The organism is Hymenobacter aquaticus (assembly GCF_004765605.1).
GTDB classification, from domain to species: domain Bacteria; phylum Bacteroidota; class Bacteroidia; order Cytophagales; family Hymenobacteraceae; genus Hymenobacter; species Hymenobacter aquaticus.
Window position 1 is genome coordinate 689549 of sequence record NZ_SRLC01000001.1, and the last position, 14584, is coordinate 704132.

Genomic DNA, 14584 nt, shown 5'->3' on the forward strand with positions numbered 1-14584 from the left:
GCCGCCTACCAGTTGGCTACCGACTTGTTGAAGGCGTCGGTGATGATGTTGAGCATGATGCGCCGCAGGGCCACGGGGTCGTTGTTGATGCGGGCAATATCCTGGGTGGCGGGAAAGTCGCCGTAGCTCTGGAAGGTTTGCTCGAAATCCTGCTTGGGGTCCTGGGTGTTGGTGTAGCGCACCCGCACCTGAATGGTCAGGCGGTTGACGCCGGCCTGGTCGACACCGTTCTGGCTTTGAATAGCGGCGGGGGCAAAGTCGTAGGCTACGATCTGGCCCTCGAACTGCAGGTCGCCGTTGCGGGGCACCAGCTTGAGGGTAGTATTACGCTGAAAATAGTCCTTGAACTCCTCAGTGAAGCGCTGAGCCAGAAAGGACGGGCCGTTGCTGGCCGTGTTCTGAAACGTCTGGATGGAAATGGTTTTCACCGCCGGATCGAGGCTGGTGCCGGTGAAGGAATACACGCTGCACCCGCTAAACAGCGGCAGCAGGGCCAGCAGCACCAGCCAGGCGGCCAGTTTCCTATAGTTGCTCCAGGTCATATTGCTTCAGCTTGCGGTAGAGGGTGCGCTCCGAAATGCCCAGGTCGTGGGCGGCGTATTTGCGCTTGTTGTGGTGCTTTTTGAGGGCCTTCATAATCATTTCCTTTTCCTTGGCCTCCAGGGAAAGGGTTTCCTCTTCCGTCTCGTGCGGAATGTCTTCCACCCGTTGCGGCTCGTCTTCGTAGGTGGCGGCGTCTTCCACCGTTATTTCCGGTCGCGGGTTGATGAAGTACTCCGTCGCGCCGCCGTCGGTGGGGCCAGAACGGGCCAGGCGGCTGTTTTCGTATACCGGGGCCACGTTCAGGTTGTTGAACAGGTGGCTGTTCTGGCGCAGCAGCTCCTGGGCTTCGGCGGGGCGCTGCCCGGCGGCCATTTCCAGCACCAGCTTTTTGAGGTCGGTCATGTCGCGGCGCATGTCGAAGAGCACCTTGTAGAGCAGGTCGCGCTCGGAGTAGCCGTTGGCTTCGGCTCCCGCGCCGGAGGCGCTCAGCAGCATGGGCAGGCGGCTGCTCTGCTCGGCGGGCAAATACTGGCGCAGGCGGGCATTGTCCACGTCCCGCTCGGTTTCCAGCACCGACATCTGCTCGGCCACGTTCTTGAGCTGGCGGATGTTGCCGGGGAAGCTGAAGCGCTGCAACTCCGTCACGGCCTCCGGGCTCAGGGCAATGGGCTTGACGCGGTACCGCTCGGCAAAATCAGTAGCGAACTTGCGGAACAGTAGGTAGATATCGTCGCCCCGCTCCCGCAGCGGTGGAACCGTAATCGGCACGGTGTTGAGGCGGTAGTAGAGGTCTTCCCGGAATTTGCCCTCGCGCACGGCGTCGAGCAGGTTCACGTTGGTAGCAGCCACCACGCGCACGTCGGTCTTCTGCACTTTGCTGGAGCCCACGCGGATAAACTCGCCGTTTTCGAGCACGCGCAAGAGGCGGGCCTGGGTGCCGAGCGGCATTTCCCCGATTTCGTCGAGGAAGATCGTGCCGCCGTTGGTCACTTCGAAATAGCCTTTGCGGGCCTCCTGGGCGCCGGTAAACGAACCTTTCTCGTGGCCAAACAGCTCGGAGTCAATCGTGCCCTCAGGAATGGCCCCGCAGTTGATGGCAATGAACTGCCCGTGCTTGCGCGGCGAGAGGGCGTGGATGATCTTGGAAAAGGATTCCTTCCCCGAGCCGCTTTCCCCGGTGATGAGCACCGTCATATCGGTGGGCGCGACCTGGGCCGCCACCTGAATGGCGTAGTTCAAGGCCGGCGCATTGCCGATAATGCCGAAGCGTTGCTTGATGGATTGTATTTCGGAAGGTGTCAAGGTCGGAAGTAGGTTTTTCGGGAGGAAGACGAAATAGAGAATGAATTACTCTATAACTATAGCATTGTAGGACCAAGCGACTAACGGCCGGCAAAGAAGTTGTCAAACTGCCTTTGCTTGCTGAAACCACCATTGCTCTTCAAAAACAGAGTTTCCGGCTCGTATTCATCAACGATGCCCGTGATGGTCTAGTCTTTAAAAATGAGGCTTGGCTTTTTATAAAAGAGGTAAGTTTTCAAGGAGACATGGTCTTCTTCAGCATCCCTAAAAAGCCGCTCAATCTCATTCTGATCAAAAACGACGCTCAAAAAGAGTTGCAGTTCCTGCAAAGTCGTGCGCAGTTTCTCCTCGATAAATAGGATCTGATAAGGCTCTACAATTTGGTAGGGCTTGCTACGCATGAACCAACCAAAAACCAACTAGACAATGTCGCCCAACAAGGCCGCGCCGGTGGTGCTCGTCACCAGCACGTTCACGTAGTCGCCTTTCTGGGCGGTGCCTTTGGGGAAGATGACCACCTGATTCTGGCTGTTGCGGCCGCTGAGCTGCTCTTCCGACCGTTTGGAGCGGCCCTCGACCAGCACGCGGTGCACGCGGCCGACCATGCGGGCGTAGCGGGCCCGGGCGTGGAGCTGCTGCCGGTCGATGACTTCCTGCAGGCGGCGCTTTTTCACCTCCAGCGGAATGTCGTCGGCCAGCTTACGGGCGGCCAGCGTGCCGGGGCGCTCGGAGTAGAAGAAGTTGTAGCCCATGTCGTACTGCACGAAGTCGATCAGGCTCAGGGTTTCCTGGTGCTCCTCCTCGGTTTCGGAGCAGAAACCCGAAATCATGTCGGTGCTGATGGCGCAGTCCTCGCCCAGAATGCGGCGGATGGCCTGCACGCGCTCCTCGTACCAGGGCCGGTCGTAGGTGCGGTTCATGAGCTTGAGCACCCGGGAGTTGCCGCTCTGGGCGGGCAAATGGATGTACTTGCAGATGTTCTCGTACTTGCCCATCGTATGCAGCACCTCGTCGGTGATGTCCTTGGGGTGGGACGTGGAGAAGCGCACCCGCAGCTCGGGGCTGATCAGGGCCACGCGCTCCAGCAGCTGGGCGAAGTTGACGAACTCCTGCCCGTCTTCGGAAGTCCATTTGTAGGAGTCCACGTTCTGGCCGAGCAGGGTCACTTCCTTGTAGCCCTGGCTGACCAGGTCGCGGCACTCCTGCACAATGCTGTGCGCGTCGCGGCTGCGCTCCCGGCCCCGGGTGAAGGGCACCACGCAGAACGAGCACATATTGTCGCAGCCGCGCATGATGCTCACAAAGGCGGTGATGCCGTTGGAGTTGAGGCGCACGGGCGTAATGTCGGCGTAGGTTTCGTCGCGCGAGAGCAGCACGTTCACGGCTTTCTGCCCACCGTCTACTTCGCGGATCAGGTTGGGCAGGTCGCGGTAGGCGTCGGGGCCCACGACGAGGTCGACGAGCTTTTCCTCCTCCAAAAACTTGCTTTTCAGGCGCTCGGCCATGCAGCCCAGCACGCCCACCAGTAGGCCGGGGTTGCGCTTTTTGTGGCTGTTGATCTGGGAGAGGCGCATGCGCACGGTCTGCTCGGCCTTCTCGCGGATGGAGCAGGTGTTGAGCAGCACCAAATCGGCGTCGGCGAGCTGCTCGGTGGTATCAAAGCCTTCCTCGAAGAGGATGGAGGAGACGATTTCGGAGTCGGAGAAATTCATCTGGCAGCCGTAGCTCTCGATGTAGAGCTTGCGCTGCCGGCCGGTGCGGGTGGCCGGGCTGACGCGCACATCCTGAGCCGGTTGGTGGTCGGCGGCGGCGGGTGCGGCGGGCGTATCCAGAAAGTCGAGGGTGAGCAGGGGCTGGGACATAGGTATCGTAAACACAGAAGGAGGGCAAAGGTAACGGTTTTTGCCCCAAAATGACAGAATGGCAGAGCTTCGTAATGTGCGAATGTGGGAAATGTGGGCAATGTGCTAAATGTCGTTCCATATCCTTGCGAGGAGATCCGACGAAGCAATGACGCATCTTCACATTCCCCACATTAAGCATTAGCACATCAGCACATTCCAACCCATTAGCACACTAAACCAAGCACCTCTCGCAGGTCCGTTACGGCGTGAAACTCCAGGCCTTCGAGCTTTTCGGGGTCGACGTGCTCGAAAATCCAGGTGGCGTGGAAGGGCACGTGCACGGCCCGGAAGCCGAGCTGGGCCACGGGCAGAATGTCGGACTTGAGCGAGTTGCCGATCATAAAAAACTCGCCGGGCAGGGCGTTGTAGCGAGTGAGCAGGCGTTGGTAGGTGGCCTCGTCCTTTTCGCTGACGATTTCCACGTAGTCGAAAAACTCGCCCAGGCCGGAGCGGGCCAGCTTGCTTTCCTGGTCGAACAGGTCGCCCTTGGTGAGCACCATCAGGCGGTGGCCGCGGCGGCGCAGCTCGGTGAGCACCTCCACTACGCCGGGCAGGGGCTCGATGGGGTAGCGCAGCAAATCCTTGCCCATGTCCAGAATCTGCTGAATTTCCAGGCCGGTTACTTTGCTGTCGGTGAGCTGAATGGCGGTTTCAATCATGGACAGCATAAAGGACTTGGCCCCGTAGCCGAAGAGCTTCATGTTCTGGCGCTGCACCTGGTTGAGCTGCTCGGTAATGCGGGCCGGGTCGGCGCAGTGGGCCAGGATTTCCAGCAGCCGGGCTTCCACCTGGTCGAAGTGGGGCTGGTTGGACCACAGGGTGTCGTCGGCGTCGAAGGCAATGAGGGAGGGAGCGGACATCGGGCAGCAAAGCAGAAAACGGGCGTGTAAGGCCACGCCGGCGGGTAAAGTTACCGAACTTGCCGCCCATGAAACAGCTGATTGACCTGCAAACCTGGAACCGGCGGGAGCATTTTGCCTTCTTCGGGGCCTTCGAAGAACCGTTTTTTGGCCTCGTAGCGCCGGTAGAATGCACCGGGGCCCAGGCCGAGGCCAAGCGCCGGGGCGTGTCATTTTTTCTGTATTACCTCTACCACGCCGTGCAGGCCGCCAACGAGGTGCCCGAGCTGCGTACTCGTATTGAAGACGGACAGGTGTATCAGTATGCGCGGGTGCACGCCTCGGCCACCCTGGGCCGCCCCGACCACACCTTCGCCTTTTCCTTTATCGAGCAAAACGATGACCTGGCGGGCTTCGTGGCGGCGGCCACCGCCGAAATGGAGGCCGTGCAGAACAGCTCCGGTCTGCGCCTGAGCCCCACCACCGCCCGCGTCGACGTGCTGCACTGCTCGGCCATCCCGTGGGTGCGCTTCACCGGCCTGACCCACGCCCGCAGCTTCGCCCACCCCGACAGCTGCCCCAAGATTTCCTTTAGCCAGCTCTACGAGGAACACGGCCGCACGTATATGAACGTGGCCGTGAACGTGCACCACGCCCTGGCCGACGGCTACCACGTGGGCCAGTTCCTGCAAGCCTTCGAGCGGAGACTGGCGGTGAATGAGCGAATGAGTGAATGAGTGAGTTGATGTTCGGGCGGCGCTGGAAGCTCAGCGGCAGTAACCGGCAGCTTCTACTCGGGAGGCATTTTTGTAAATGATTAAATGCCTCCCGAGCAGCCGGGACGGGTTGCATGAATCGCAAAAGTGCCTTCCGAGTAGGCGGGGAGGGCTACACGAATAGCAAAAGTGCCTCCCGACTACTCAGCAGGGGCTTCACGGCTTCCAAAAGTGCTTCCCGAGTACTCAGGAGATACTACAGTATTTCCAAAAATGCTTCCCGAGTACTCGGGGCAGGCTTATCCAACTCTAAAAATGTCTCCCGAGTAAAAGCAGCGCCATTAGGGCGGATTGAACGGCAAACTCACTCATTCGCTCATTCACTCATTCACCGTGGCTCCCAGCACTTCCAGCATGGCCTGGGCTTTGAGCAGGCACTCGTCGTATTCGCGGTGCGGGTCGGAGTCGTAGGTGATGGCCGAGCCGACCTGGAAGCTGAGGTAGCCGGTGTCGGCGCGGTACTGCAGGCTGCGGATGACGACGTTGAAATCGAAGTCGCCGGAGGGTAGCACGTAGCCCAGGCTGCCGCTGTAGAGGCCCCGCTTGGTGCGCTCATACTGCTCGATGAGCTGCATAGCCCGGATTTTCGGCGCGCCGGTCATCGAGCCCATCGGAAACGTGGCGCGCAGGATGTCGACCAGCCCAATGCCCGGGCGCACCGTGGCCTGCACCGTGGAAATCATCTGCCAGACGTGGCGGAAGGGGTAAAGGCCGAACAGCTCGGGCACCTGCACCGTGCCGGTTTGGGCCACGCGGGCCAGGTCGTTGCGCACCAGGTCCACTATCATCAGGTTTTCGGCCTGCTCTTTCTCGTCGGCGCGCAGCCGCTGGCGTTGCCGCTCGTCGTCGGCCGGCGTGGCCCCGCGCCGGATGGTACCTTTGATGGGCTGGGAAATCAGCTGGCTACCGGTTTGCTGCAAGAACCGCTCGGGCGAGGCGCAGAGCAGGTACCGGTCGTGCCACTTGTAAAACCCGGCAAACGGGGTGGGCGAGGCCGCCAGCAGCCGCAGAAACGTGCCGACCGGCTCCAGCTTCACTGCTTCGGCGTAGAACTCCTGGCACAGGTTCAGCTCGTACACTTCCCCATCGAGAATATCTTCCCGCACGGCTTCCACCGCCGCCAGATAGTTGTTTTTCGGCAACCGGGGCCGCACGGTGGCCACGCCGGGCCCGGCAGCCGGGGGCACGGCCGGGGCCAGAATAGCCGCCAGCACATCCGTGGTATTGCCGTGAATTTCTAGGCCTTCCGCGGTCCAGCAGAGCCAGGTTTCGGGGGTGAAAAAGTGCAGGGCCGGCCACTGTAGCCCATCGAAATGCCCGCTGGTTAGGGCCTCGACTTCGTTTTTGACGTCGTAAGTCACGAAGCCGCAGCGGGGGCCGCCGGCAGGCCGGGCCAGCCAGGTTTCCAGCCCGGCCAGGGTGGTTGGGGCGGCATCCGGGGCGTTGGTGACGGCCAGCAGCGGCTGAAAGGGACCGTGGGGGTATTCGGCGCCGTTGGGCTCGTAGTAGGCACAGCAGGCGTACTGCGCGGCCCAGTGCAGGGCGCGGGCCCGAAACTCGGCCGCCGGGCAGGGCAGCGCCGCGTACGGAACCAGGTGCGGCGGGCCCGGCGTAGGATGCGGATTGGTCACCACGTTCAATGCTTTTCCTCTTCTCTTGACTAACTAAAAACGAACAACAACCAAGAACTACCGCGGCAGCCCCGCCAGGGCCACTTTGGCTTTGGCGTCGGTGCTGTTCTTGTACTCGTGCTTGGGCGAATCCAGGGCTTTCTGGAAGTAGAGCCGGGCCATGTTCAGCTGCCCGTCGGCTTGGCAGAGGTAGCCCATCTGCAGCGCCGACTGCGGCCCGAAGTAGTAAGGGGCCTTGCCGGCCAGGGCAATGGTGCGGGTGTAATACAGGCGGGCCGAGTCGAGGCGGCCCAGGCCCTGGTAGGCCCGGGCCCGGCGGTAGGGTTCCTCCAGCTGGTCGCGCAGCAGCCCGCCGGCGGCCGTAAAGCCCCGTAGCGTGGCCAGGGCCGGCCGGTAGTAGCCGCCGTCAATCTGCAGGCGGGCCCGGGTGAGGGTGCGGTTCAGCGGCAGCTTGTCCTCGAAGAACCGCTGGGCGTAGGCGTCTTCCTCCACCACGGTGCGGCTGCCGATACCGATTTGCTGGCGGTACCGCTCGGCCGCCTGCTGGTCGCCGCTGAGCCAGGCGGCCAAATAGAGCTTGAAGGCCGCGTCCTTGCGGTAGTGCACGCCCGGGTAGTCCTGCAAAAACTGCTGATTGGCTTGCCGCGACGCCGCGTACTGCCCCCGGTAGAGCAGCAAATCGGCGGCCATGTGGTGCAGGTAGGGCACCGCCAGGTAGCCCGGGCCGGTGGGGCGGCTGCGGTAGGCGGCCAGGGCCGCATCGGTGCGGTGCAGACGCTTGTTGAGGCTGAGCAGCAGGTAGGAGTAGAGCAGGTTGTCGGGCTGCTGAGCGGCCAGCTGCTGCATGAGCTGGGCCGCCTGCTCGCCCTGCTTGTAGTAGGTTTCCTGCACCAGGGCCAGAATAATGCGGGCTTCGGGCTGAAAGTCGTTGGGGCTCTGGGCGGCCCGGCGCAGGTTTTGCACCCCGGCGTCTACGCTGCCCGGCAGCCCCAGCAGCTTCAAAAACCATCGGTAGCCCTCGGGTACGGAGCCAATCATGAACTGACACATGCCCAGGGTTTTGCGGGCCGGCAAAAAATCCGGGTAGCGCTTCACTACGGCCTGCATCTGCTGGTAGGCCTGCCGCAAGCTCCAGGCGCCCTGAATTTCGTGCTGGTACGTCACCTGGGCCGCCGCCTGGTGCAGCCTGATTTCGGCCCGGGCGTAGTCGCGCAAAGGCCCCGCCTCCCGGGACTTTTCCAGCAAGGCCAGGCGCCGGTCCTGGGCTGCCACCACGGCCTCGTAGCGGCTGGCGTCCTGGCGGATCATCAGCTCGGTGAAGTCGATGCAGTCGGCCACGAGCAGGGTGCCGGCCCCGGCGGGCCCGCGCCGGGCTTCTTCCCGGAGCAGCTGCCGGGCCGGCTCCACGCGTAGCTTCAGCAGCTCGGCGTAGGCCCGCCGCGCCCCCGGCGACAGGCTACCCGGCGGCGGCGGCGCGGTTTCCGGGGCCTGGGTGGTAGCCGTATCGTGCTGGGGGGGGCGGGCGGCCGTGGTCAGGAGCGCGAGCAGCAGCCCCAGCAGCAGCCGGAGTCCGGAAGGAAAACGCGCAGGAGGCAGAACAGGAGCCACGGAAAAAGCGGAGCAATAAAAAAGGAACGACTGCGAGGCCGTTCCTTTTTTGGGTGCGTTCGAAAAAGAAGCGCGGAAATTAAGCCGGCTGCTTCACGTCTACGTCGGCCAGAACCCGGCCGCAGTGCTCACACACGATGATTTTCTTGTGCGAGATGATGTCGGCCTGGCGCTGGGGCGGTACCGTGTTGAAGCAGCCGCCGCAGGCGTCGCGCTTCACCATCACCACGGCCAGCCCGTTGCGCACGTTGCCGCGGATACGGGTGTAGGCCGTCAGCAGGCGCTCCTCGATGGGCTTTACGGCCTCCTCGCGCTCCTCAAGCAGCTTTTTCTCGTCGGCTTCGCTTTCGCCCACGATGGTTTGCAACTCGGTGTTCTTGTTGGTCAAGTCTTTCTTGCGCTCTTCCAGGCGCTGCTTGGTACCGGCGATGTCGGTATTCTTCAGCTCAATCTGGTACTGGGCTTCCTTGATTTTCTTTTCCGAAATCTGGATTTCCAGGCGCTGCAGCTCGATTTCCTTGGCAATGGCCTCGTACTCCCGGTTGTTGCGCACGTTTTGCTGCTGGTCCTCATACTTCTTGATGAGGCCATCGGCGTCTTTGGCGTTCTGCTTGCGCTGCTTGATCTGGTCGTTCAGGGCCTGAATTTCCTCGTCAAACTTGCTTACGCGCACCTCGTAACCGGCAATTTCGTCTTCCAGGTCGCGCACTTCTTCGGGCAGGTCGCCACGGACGCGCCGGATTTCGTCGAGCTGCGAGTCGAGGCGCTGCAGGTTCAGAAGGGCTTCCAGCTTACTGGCAACGGTGGTTTCCGTGGAAGGATTAGAAATCATAACGGACAGGGTTGGTGAGGGTCTCAGCAATTAAGACCGCAAAAGTACTTTTAAAGTTGGCCGTAAGCAAATCCCGGAAGATTTCCCCGGTAAATTGCTCACTTTCGAAGTGGCCCACGTCGCAGAGCAGTAGCTGGCCCTCGGCCCCGAAGTACTCGTGGTACTTCAAATCGCCGGTGACGTAGGCGTCGGCCCCGGCCCGGCGGGCATTGCCGATCAGGAAGCTGCCCGCCCCGCCGCAGAGCGCCACGCGCTTAATCGGCCGGTCAAACTCGGTGTGCTTGACCACGGGCACGCCCAGGGCCGAGCGCAGCAGCCGGCGGAACTCGGTCGGCGACAGGGCCTCGGGCAGTTCCCCAATCATGCCCGAGCCCACGTCCTGGTGCGCGTTTTCCAGCTTCACCAGCTCGTAGGCCACTTCTTCGTAGGGGTGAGCCGCCCGCAAAGCCCGCAGCGCGGCCCCGTGCCGGTGCAGGGGCAGCAATACTTCCACGCGGTCCTCCCGCACTTGTTCGGGCTGCTCCTGGGTGCCAATAAACGGGTTGGTGCCCGCGCCGGGCGTAAACGTGCCGGTGCCCTCTACCCGGAAGCTGCACTCGGAATAGGCCCCGACCTGGCCCGCGCCGGCCGCGTACAGCGCCTGCAGCACGGCCTCGGTGTGGGTGGTGGGCACGTAGGTAACCAGCTTGCCCAGGGTGCCGCTTTTGGGGTCCAGGATGCGCAGATTCTGCAGGCCCAGCTTTTCGCCCAGCTTGCGGTTGACGCCCGGCAGCACGTTGTCGAGGTTGGTGTGGGCGGCGTAAATGGCCACGTCGTTTTTGATGGCCTTAATCAGGGTCTGCTCCACTTCCGAGGCCCCGGTCAGGCGCTTGAGGGGGCGAAACACCACCGGATGATGGGCCACCACCACGTTGCAGCCCCGCCGCAGGGCTTCGTCGAGTACGGCCGGGGTGCAGTCCAGGGCAATGAGCACGCCCCGGACCTCGGCCTGCGGGTCGCCGCACTGCAGGCCGGCATTGTCGTAGGATTCCTGGTAGGCCAGGGGCGCCACGTGCTCCAGGAGGCGGGCGAGGTCAGCAACGGTAGGCATTTCTTATAGGAGGTTGAAGGGGGAAGTTGAATCGGGGCCCGGCGGAAGTGCCCGGCCGGCCGCAAATTGCGGCTTTGCCGGCAATTGTGCCCAGTATGTGCCCGGCGGCCTTCACGCAGCCCCGGCCACCAGGGCCCGGCATTCTTGCAGCACGGCCACGTAGTGCGCCACGTGCCGGGCTAGGTCGCGGCGCTTGTACTGCATCAGGTAGCGGGGGTGGTCGAGTACGTGAATCTGGTCGAACAAGCCCAGCGCCTCATTCAGCCGCAGCAGGTGCTGCCCGTTGCGGCGGCCCAGGCACACGGCCACCTTTCGCACCAGTCCCACTTCCAGTACCTGCTGATTTAATGAGGCTTGGATGTCGGGAGTTAAAGCGCCCGTGAGCTGCGGGGAATCGTAATAGTTGTAGTTGCGGCCGTGGCGCAGCAGCACCAGCGGGTAGAGGGAGCCCAGGAAAAAATCCTGGTAAAACAGCGTGGGCCCGCCCAGCGCGGCCACCACTTCGTAGATAAACTGGCTCGACAATTCCCGGTGCCGGGGCAACTCGTTGGCAATGCCGCAGTGGTCGGCCAAAGCCACCGGGTCGGTGAAGGCCACGCCGGTGCGGCCGTTGCCGAGGCGGCCGGGGTTGATGCCCAGCAGGGCAATCCGGGGCTGGTTGTCGGGGTAGTAGCGGCGGGCAAAGCGGGTAAGCAGCTCCCGGGGCCCGGTTTCCTGGTAGGGGCTCACGGCCACGACGTCGTCGGGCAGGGGAGCGGGGAGCGGAAAAGCCGTGAGGAACTGCAGCAGACGGTCGGCAAACGTGGACATGGCGAATCGGGTAATTCCTGGGCATACGCAGAAGCCCGGCCGTCGGCAATGCCGGCCCGCTGGCGCATATTATTTCGAACCTGAAGAAGTAGGCGTACTTTTGCGGCTCTGCGCCCCCGCTGCCCCGCCATGCCCCATCCACTCGCCTTTCTGCTGCTGCCCTTTGCCTGGCTTTACGCCGGCGTGCTGCACGTGCGCAACTGGCTCTACGACCGGGGCTTAAAGGAATCGGTGGCTTTTCCGGTGCCCGTCATCAGCGTGGGCAACCTGCGCGCGGGCGGCACCGGCAAAACGCCCCACGTGGCCTGGGTGGTGCGCCAGCTGCTGGCGGCCGGCCAGCAGCCCGCCATTCTGAGTCGGGGCTACGGCCGCCGCACCACCGGCTATGGCCGCGCCGATGCCACGGCCACGGCCGCTACCATCGGCGACGAGCCCCTGCAGCATTACCAGGATTTCGGGGGGCAGGTGCCGGTGGTGGTGTGCGAAAACCGCCGCGTGGGCCTGGAAACCCTGCTGCGCGAGGTGCCCGGTACCACGGCCGTGGTGCTCGACGACGCCTACCAGCACCGGCGCGTGCAACCCACCCTGAATATCCTGCTGACCGAGCAGCAGCGCCCTTTTTACCAGGATTACGTGCTGCCGGCCGGCCGCCTGCGCGAAAGCCGTGGCGGGGCCCGCCGGGCCGACGCGGTTATCGTCACGAAGTGTGACCCGGCGCTGAGCGGGGCCGGGCAGGCGGCCATTGCGGCCCGGGTGCGGCGCTACGCCCGGCCCGGGGTGCCGGTGCTGTTTTCGGCCTATGCCTACGGGGCGCCGGTGCCGGTAGGGGCCACGCCCGCGCCGCTGGACCCCGAAATCGTGCTGCTCACCGGCATTGCCCAGCCCGGCCCGCTGCGCGACTACCTCACCCAGGCCGGCTACCGGATTACCCACCACGCCGCCTTCGCCGACCACCACGCGTTTACCGCTGCCGATATTGCGGCCCTGGCCGGGCAATTACGGCCGGGGCAAAGCGTTTTTACCACGCAAAAGGACGCGGTGCGCCTGCTGGAACCCGCGCTGCGGGCGGCGGTAGCGCCGTTGCCGGTGTTTTACATTCCCATCCAGGTTCAGTTTCTGGCCGATGGCGCTGCCCAGGTGCAGCACTTGGTTTCTTCCCTATTTCAGCCCCACGCTGTTGTCTGATCTGCTCGTTCCGTTTCGTTTCGCCGGCTCCCTGCGCCGGTTCTTTTGGGGCCTGGTGCTGGCCTGCGGCCTGCTGCTGCCCCGCCTAAGCCCGGCCCAGGTGCTCGACGACTCGACCAAGGTGCTCTACGGGGCCAAAACTACCCGCGTGCTGCGCGAGGCCGATATTCTGCGGGAGCAGTATGAAGGCCGCCTCATCGATACGACCCTGACCAACCAGATGCAGGCCCGCTACTGGTTTCACGACAGCACCTTCCAGCAGGATCTGGGCAACGTGGGCACGGCCTCGCGCCGCCTGCTCTGGGAGCCCAACCTGGAGCTGGGGGCCCGGTTTGGCCGCAACGCCTTCGATAAGTACGTGCGCAACTCGGCCACCATTCCCTTCTACGATACCCGCTCGCCCTTTACCTTCTTCCGCTTTATTCAGAGCGGGGCCGGCGAGCAGGTGTTTGAGCTCTCGTACAGCCGCAGCCTGGGCAAAAACTTCAACGTGGGCCTGGCCTACGAGCGGTTTGCCTCCAACAAATCCCTGCAGGCCACCAGCCGCCGCGAAGGGCTGGCCGAGCACAGCAACGTGCTGCTGTTTGCGCGCTACCAAACCCAGAACGACCGGTACCACGCCCTGTTCAGCATCAATACGGCCCGGCACCGGGTGGCCGAGCAGGGCGGCATCCGCTACCAGCCCACTGATTCGCTGCGGCCCCGCGCCCTGTTTGAGTATGAGCTGGAACGCGTAAACCTGACCCAGGCCCTGAACGTGGACGACCGGGACGAAGTGCGCCTGACCCACACCTACCGCCTGCTGGGCAAGGGCCTCACCGCCTACCACATCTTCGACTGGAAGCGGCAATTCAATAAGTACAGCGACGAGCGGCTGGTAACGGACCCGCTGACCCGGCAGCTGCAGTTTTACCCCGATACGCTGCTCAGCTCCTCCCTGACCAACGACCGGGCCGAGTACCGGCAGCTGGAAAATACGGTGGGCCTGATGGGCCATACCCCCGCCGTGGAATACCGCCTCTACGGCCGCTACCGCGACGCCGACCTGCAGGCCAAAAGCTACTTTGGCCGGGCCCGTAACGTGCTGCCTACATACAGTATGCACTACGCCCAGCTGTTTGTGGGCGGCACGGCCAGCTTCCGCTACCGCAAGCTGATTGCCATGGAAGTAGCCGGGGAGCTGATGCCGGTTATCACCGTGAATGAAAGCAAAGGCAAGAGCGAGTACTGGGTGCGGGCCCTGGCGCGGCTGGGACCCGTAAGCGGAGAGTTTCTGAGCTCTTCCTATTCGCCGACGCTTACCCAGCAACGCTTCCTGGGCAACCACTATTCCTGGAACCACAGCGGCACCGACGATGCCAGCAACCCCCGCGCGTACCCCGCCCTAAACCCGGTGCAGTTCAAGAATACCCTGGTCAACCAGCTCACGGGGCGGGTGGCCCAGAAGCTGGGCCGGCACTACGTGGATGCTTCCGTCAGCACCGTTACCATCAGCGACTTAGTGTATTACAGCCAGGATTCGGTAGTTACTACCAATGGGGTGGAAAGCACGTTCCGCAAGGATGGTATTCCGCTGCAGCTGTCGGCCACGAAAGTGCTGCTCATTGGCTCCTTGCGCCACCGCTTCAACCTGGGCAAGTTCTTTTTCGACAACCAGGCCACCGCGACCAGCGGCGGCTCGGGCGAGGGGCTGCGCATTCCGGGGCTGGTGGCCAACGGCAAGGTGTACTACCAGAACTACCTGTTTAAAAAGGCCCTGTTCGGGCAGATTGGGGCCGAAGTATACTACCAGTCGCGCTTCAAGGGCTATAGCTACAGCCCCAGCACCCAGCAGTTCTACGTGCAAAACCACTTCATCAGCCGCAACTTCTCGGTGGCCGACGTATTTCTGATTACCGACATTAAGACGGTTTCGGTGTTTCTGAAAGTGGCCTACATCAATCAGGGCTTCTTCGACTTTGGCAACGGCTACTTCGCCTCGCCCTATTACACGGGCCTGCCCCGGCGCTTTCAGCTGGGCATCCGCTGGCAGTTTTTCGACTAATTCTCTTTTGCACAACGCCG

13 protein-coding genes are annotated in these 14584 nt (G+C 62.8%); 4 read left to right on the top strand and 9 right to left on the bottom strand.

Annotated elements, in window-relative coordinates; all coding sequences use genetic code 11:
• Positions 1 to 5 precede the first annotated feature (5 nt).
• Complete coding sequence (locus tag E5K00_RS02890; protein ID WP_135461495.1) at positions 6 to 542, bottom strand: LptE family protein; 537 nt, start codon at positions 540 to 542, stop codon at positions 6 to 8.
• Positions 523 to 1845, bottom strand: a complete 1323-nt coding sequence (locus tag E5K00_RS02895; RefSeq protein WP_135461497.1) for a sigma-54 interaction domain-containing protein — start codon at positions 1843 to 1845, stop codon at positions 523 to 525. The genes E5K00_RS02890 and E5K00_RS02895 overlap by 20 nt, the downstream gene beginning before the upstream one ends.
• 113 nt (positions 1846 to 1958) lie before the next feature.
• Here E5K00_RS02895 and E5K00_RS02900 point away from each other — a divergent pair, with 113 nt between their 5' ends.
• A complete protein-coding gene (locus E5K00_RS02900) occupies positions 1959 to 2204 on the top strand; it encodes a hypothetical protein (protein ID WP_135461499.1) in 246 nt (81 codons plus the stop codon).
• 60 nt (positions 2205 to 2264) lie between these two features.
• On the opposite strand, the gene miaB is transcribed toward E5K00_RS02900, so the two are convergent.
• The gene (gene miaB, locus E5K00_RS02905) at positions 2265 to 3707 is read right to left on the bottom strand and encodes a tRNA (N6-isopentenyl adenosine(37)-C2)-methylthiotransferase MiaB (RefSeq protein WP_135461501.1); all 1443 of its coding nucleotides are present in this window, start codon (positions 3705 to 3707) and stop codon (positions 2265 to 2267) included.
• 206 nt (positions 3708 to 3913) lie between these two features.
• On the bottom strand, positions 3914 to 4609 hold the full coding sequence (locus E5K00_RS02910) for an HAD family hydrolase (RefSeq protein WP_135461503.1): 696 nt from the start codon (positions 4607 to 4609) through the stop codon (positions 3914 to 3916).
• Between the two features lie 68 nt (positions 4610 to 4677).
• On the opposite strand from E5K00_RS02910, the gene E5K00_RS02915 reads away from it, so the two are divergent.
• Positions 4678 to 5325: a chloramphenicol acetyltransferase gene (locus tag E5K00_RS02915; protein ID WP_135461505.1), complete on the top strand. Its 648-nt coding sequence runs from the start codon at positions 4678 to 4680 to the stop codon at positions 5323 to 5325.
• A 359-nt stretch (positions 5326 to 5684) separates the two neighbouring features.
• Here E5K00_RS02915 and E5K00_RS02920 read toward each other — a convergent pair whose 3' ends face one another.
• The 5 genes from E5K00_RS02920 to E5K00_RS02940 all read right to left on the bottom strand — a co-directional run bounded on the left by E5K00_RS02920 (position 5685) and on the right by E5K00_RS02940 (position 11335).
• Positions 5685 to 6995, bottom strand: coding sequence for an anthranilate synthase component I family protein (locus tag E5K00_RS02920; protein WP_245328195.1), 1311 nt, complete (start codon positions 6993 to 6995; stop codon positions 5685 to 5687).
• A 57-nt stretch (positions 6996 to 7052) separates the two neighbouring features.
• On the bottom strand, positions 7053 to 8603 hold the full coding sequence (locus tag E5K00_RS02925; RefSeq protein ID WP_135461507.1) for a DUF3808 domain-containing protein: 1551 nt from the start codon (positions 8601 to 8603) through the stop codon (positions 7053 to 7055).
• Positions 8604 to 8682: 79 nt separating this feature from the next.
• The gene (locus E5K00_RS02930; RefSeq protein ID WP_135461509.1) at positions 8683 to 9435 is read right to left on the bottom strand and encodes a zinc ribbon domain-containing protein; all 753 of its coding nucleotides are present in this window, start codon (positions 9433 to 9435) and stop codon (positions 8683 to 8685) included.
• On the bottom strand, positions 9425 to 10525 hold the full coding sequence (locus tag E5K00_RS02935) for a Nif3-like dinuclear metal center hexameric protein (protein WP_135461511.1): 1101 nt from the start codon (positions 10523 to 10525) through the stop codon (positions 9425 to 9427). The genes E5K00_RS02930 and E5K00_RS02935 overlap by 11 nt, the downstream gene beginning before the upstream one ends.
• 111 nt (positions 10526 to 10636) lie before the next feature.
• Positions 10637 to 11335, bottom strand: coding sequence for a uracil-DNA glycosylase family protein (locus tag E5K00_RS02940; protein WP_135461513.1), 699 nt, complete (start codon positions 11333 to 11335; stop codon positions 10637 to 10639).
• Positions 11336 to 11464: 129 nt separating this feature from the next.
• Here E5K00_RS02940 and lpxK point away from each other — a divergent pair, with 129 nt between their 5' ends.
• Together lpxK and E5K00_RS02950 are read left to right on the top strand one after the other, a co-directional pair.
• The gene (gene lpxK, locus E5K00_RS02945) at positions 11465 to 12520 is read left to right on the top strand and encodes a tetraacyldisaccharide 4'-kinase (protein ID WP_135461515.1); all 1056 of its coding nucleotides are present in this window, start codon (positions 11465 to 11467) and stop codon (positions 12518 to 12520) included.
• Complete coding sequence (locus E5K00_RS02950) at positions 12513 to 14564, top strand: putative porin (RefSeq protein WP_167856732.1); 2052 nt, start codon at positions 12513 to 12515, stop codon at positions 14562 to 14564. Before lpxK ends, E5K00_RS02950 begins: the two co-directional genes overlap by 8 nt.
• Positions 14565 to 14584 lie beyond the last annotated feature (20 nt).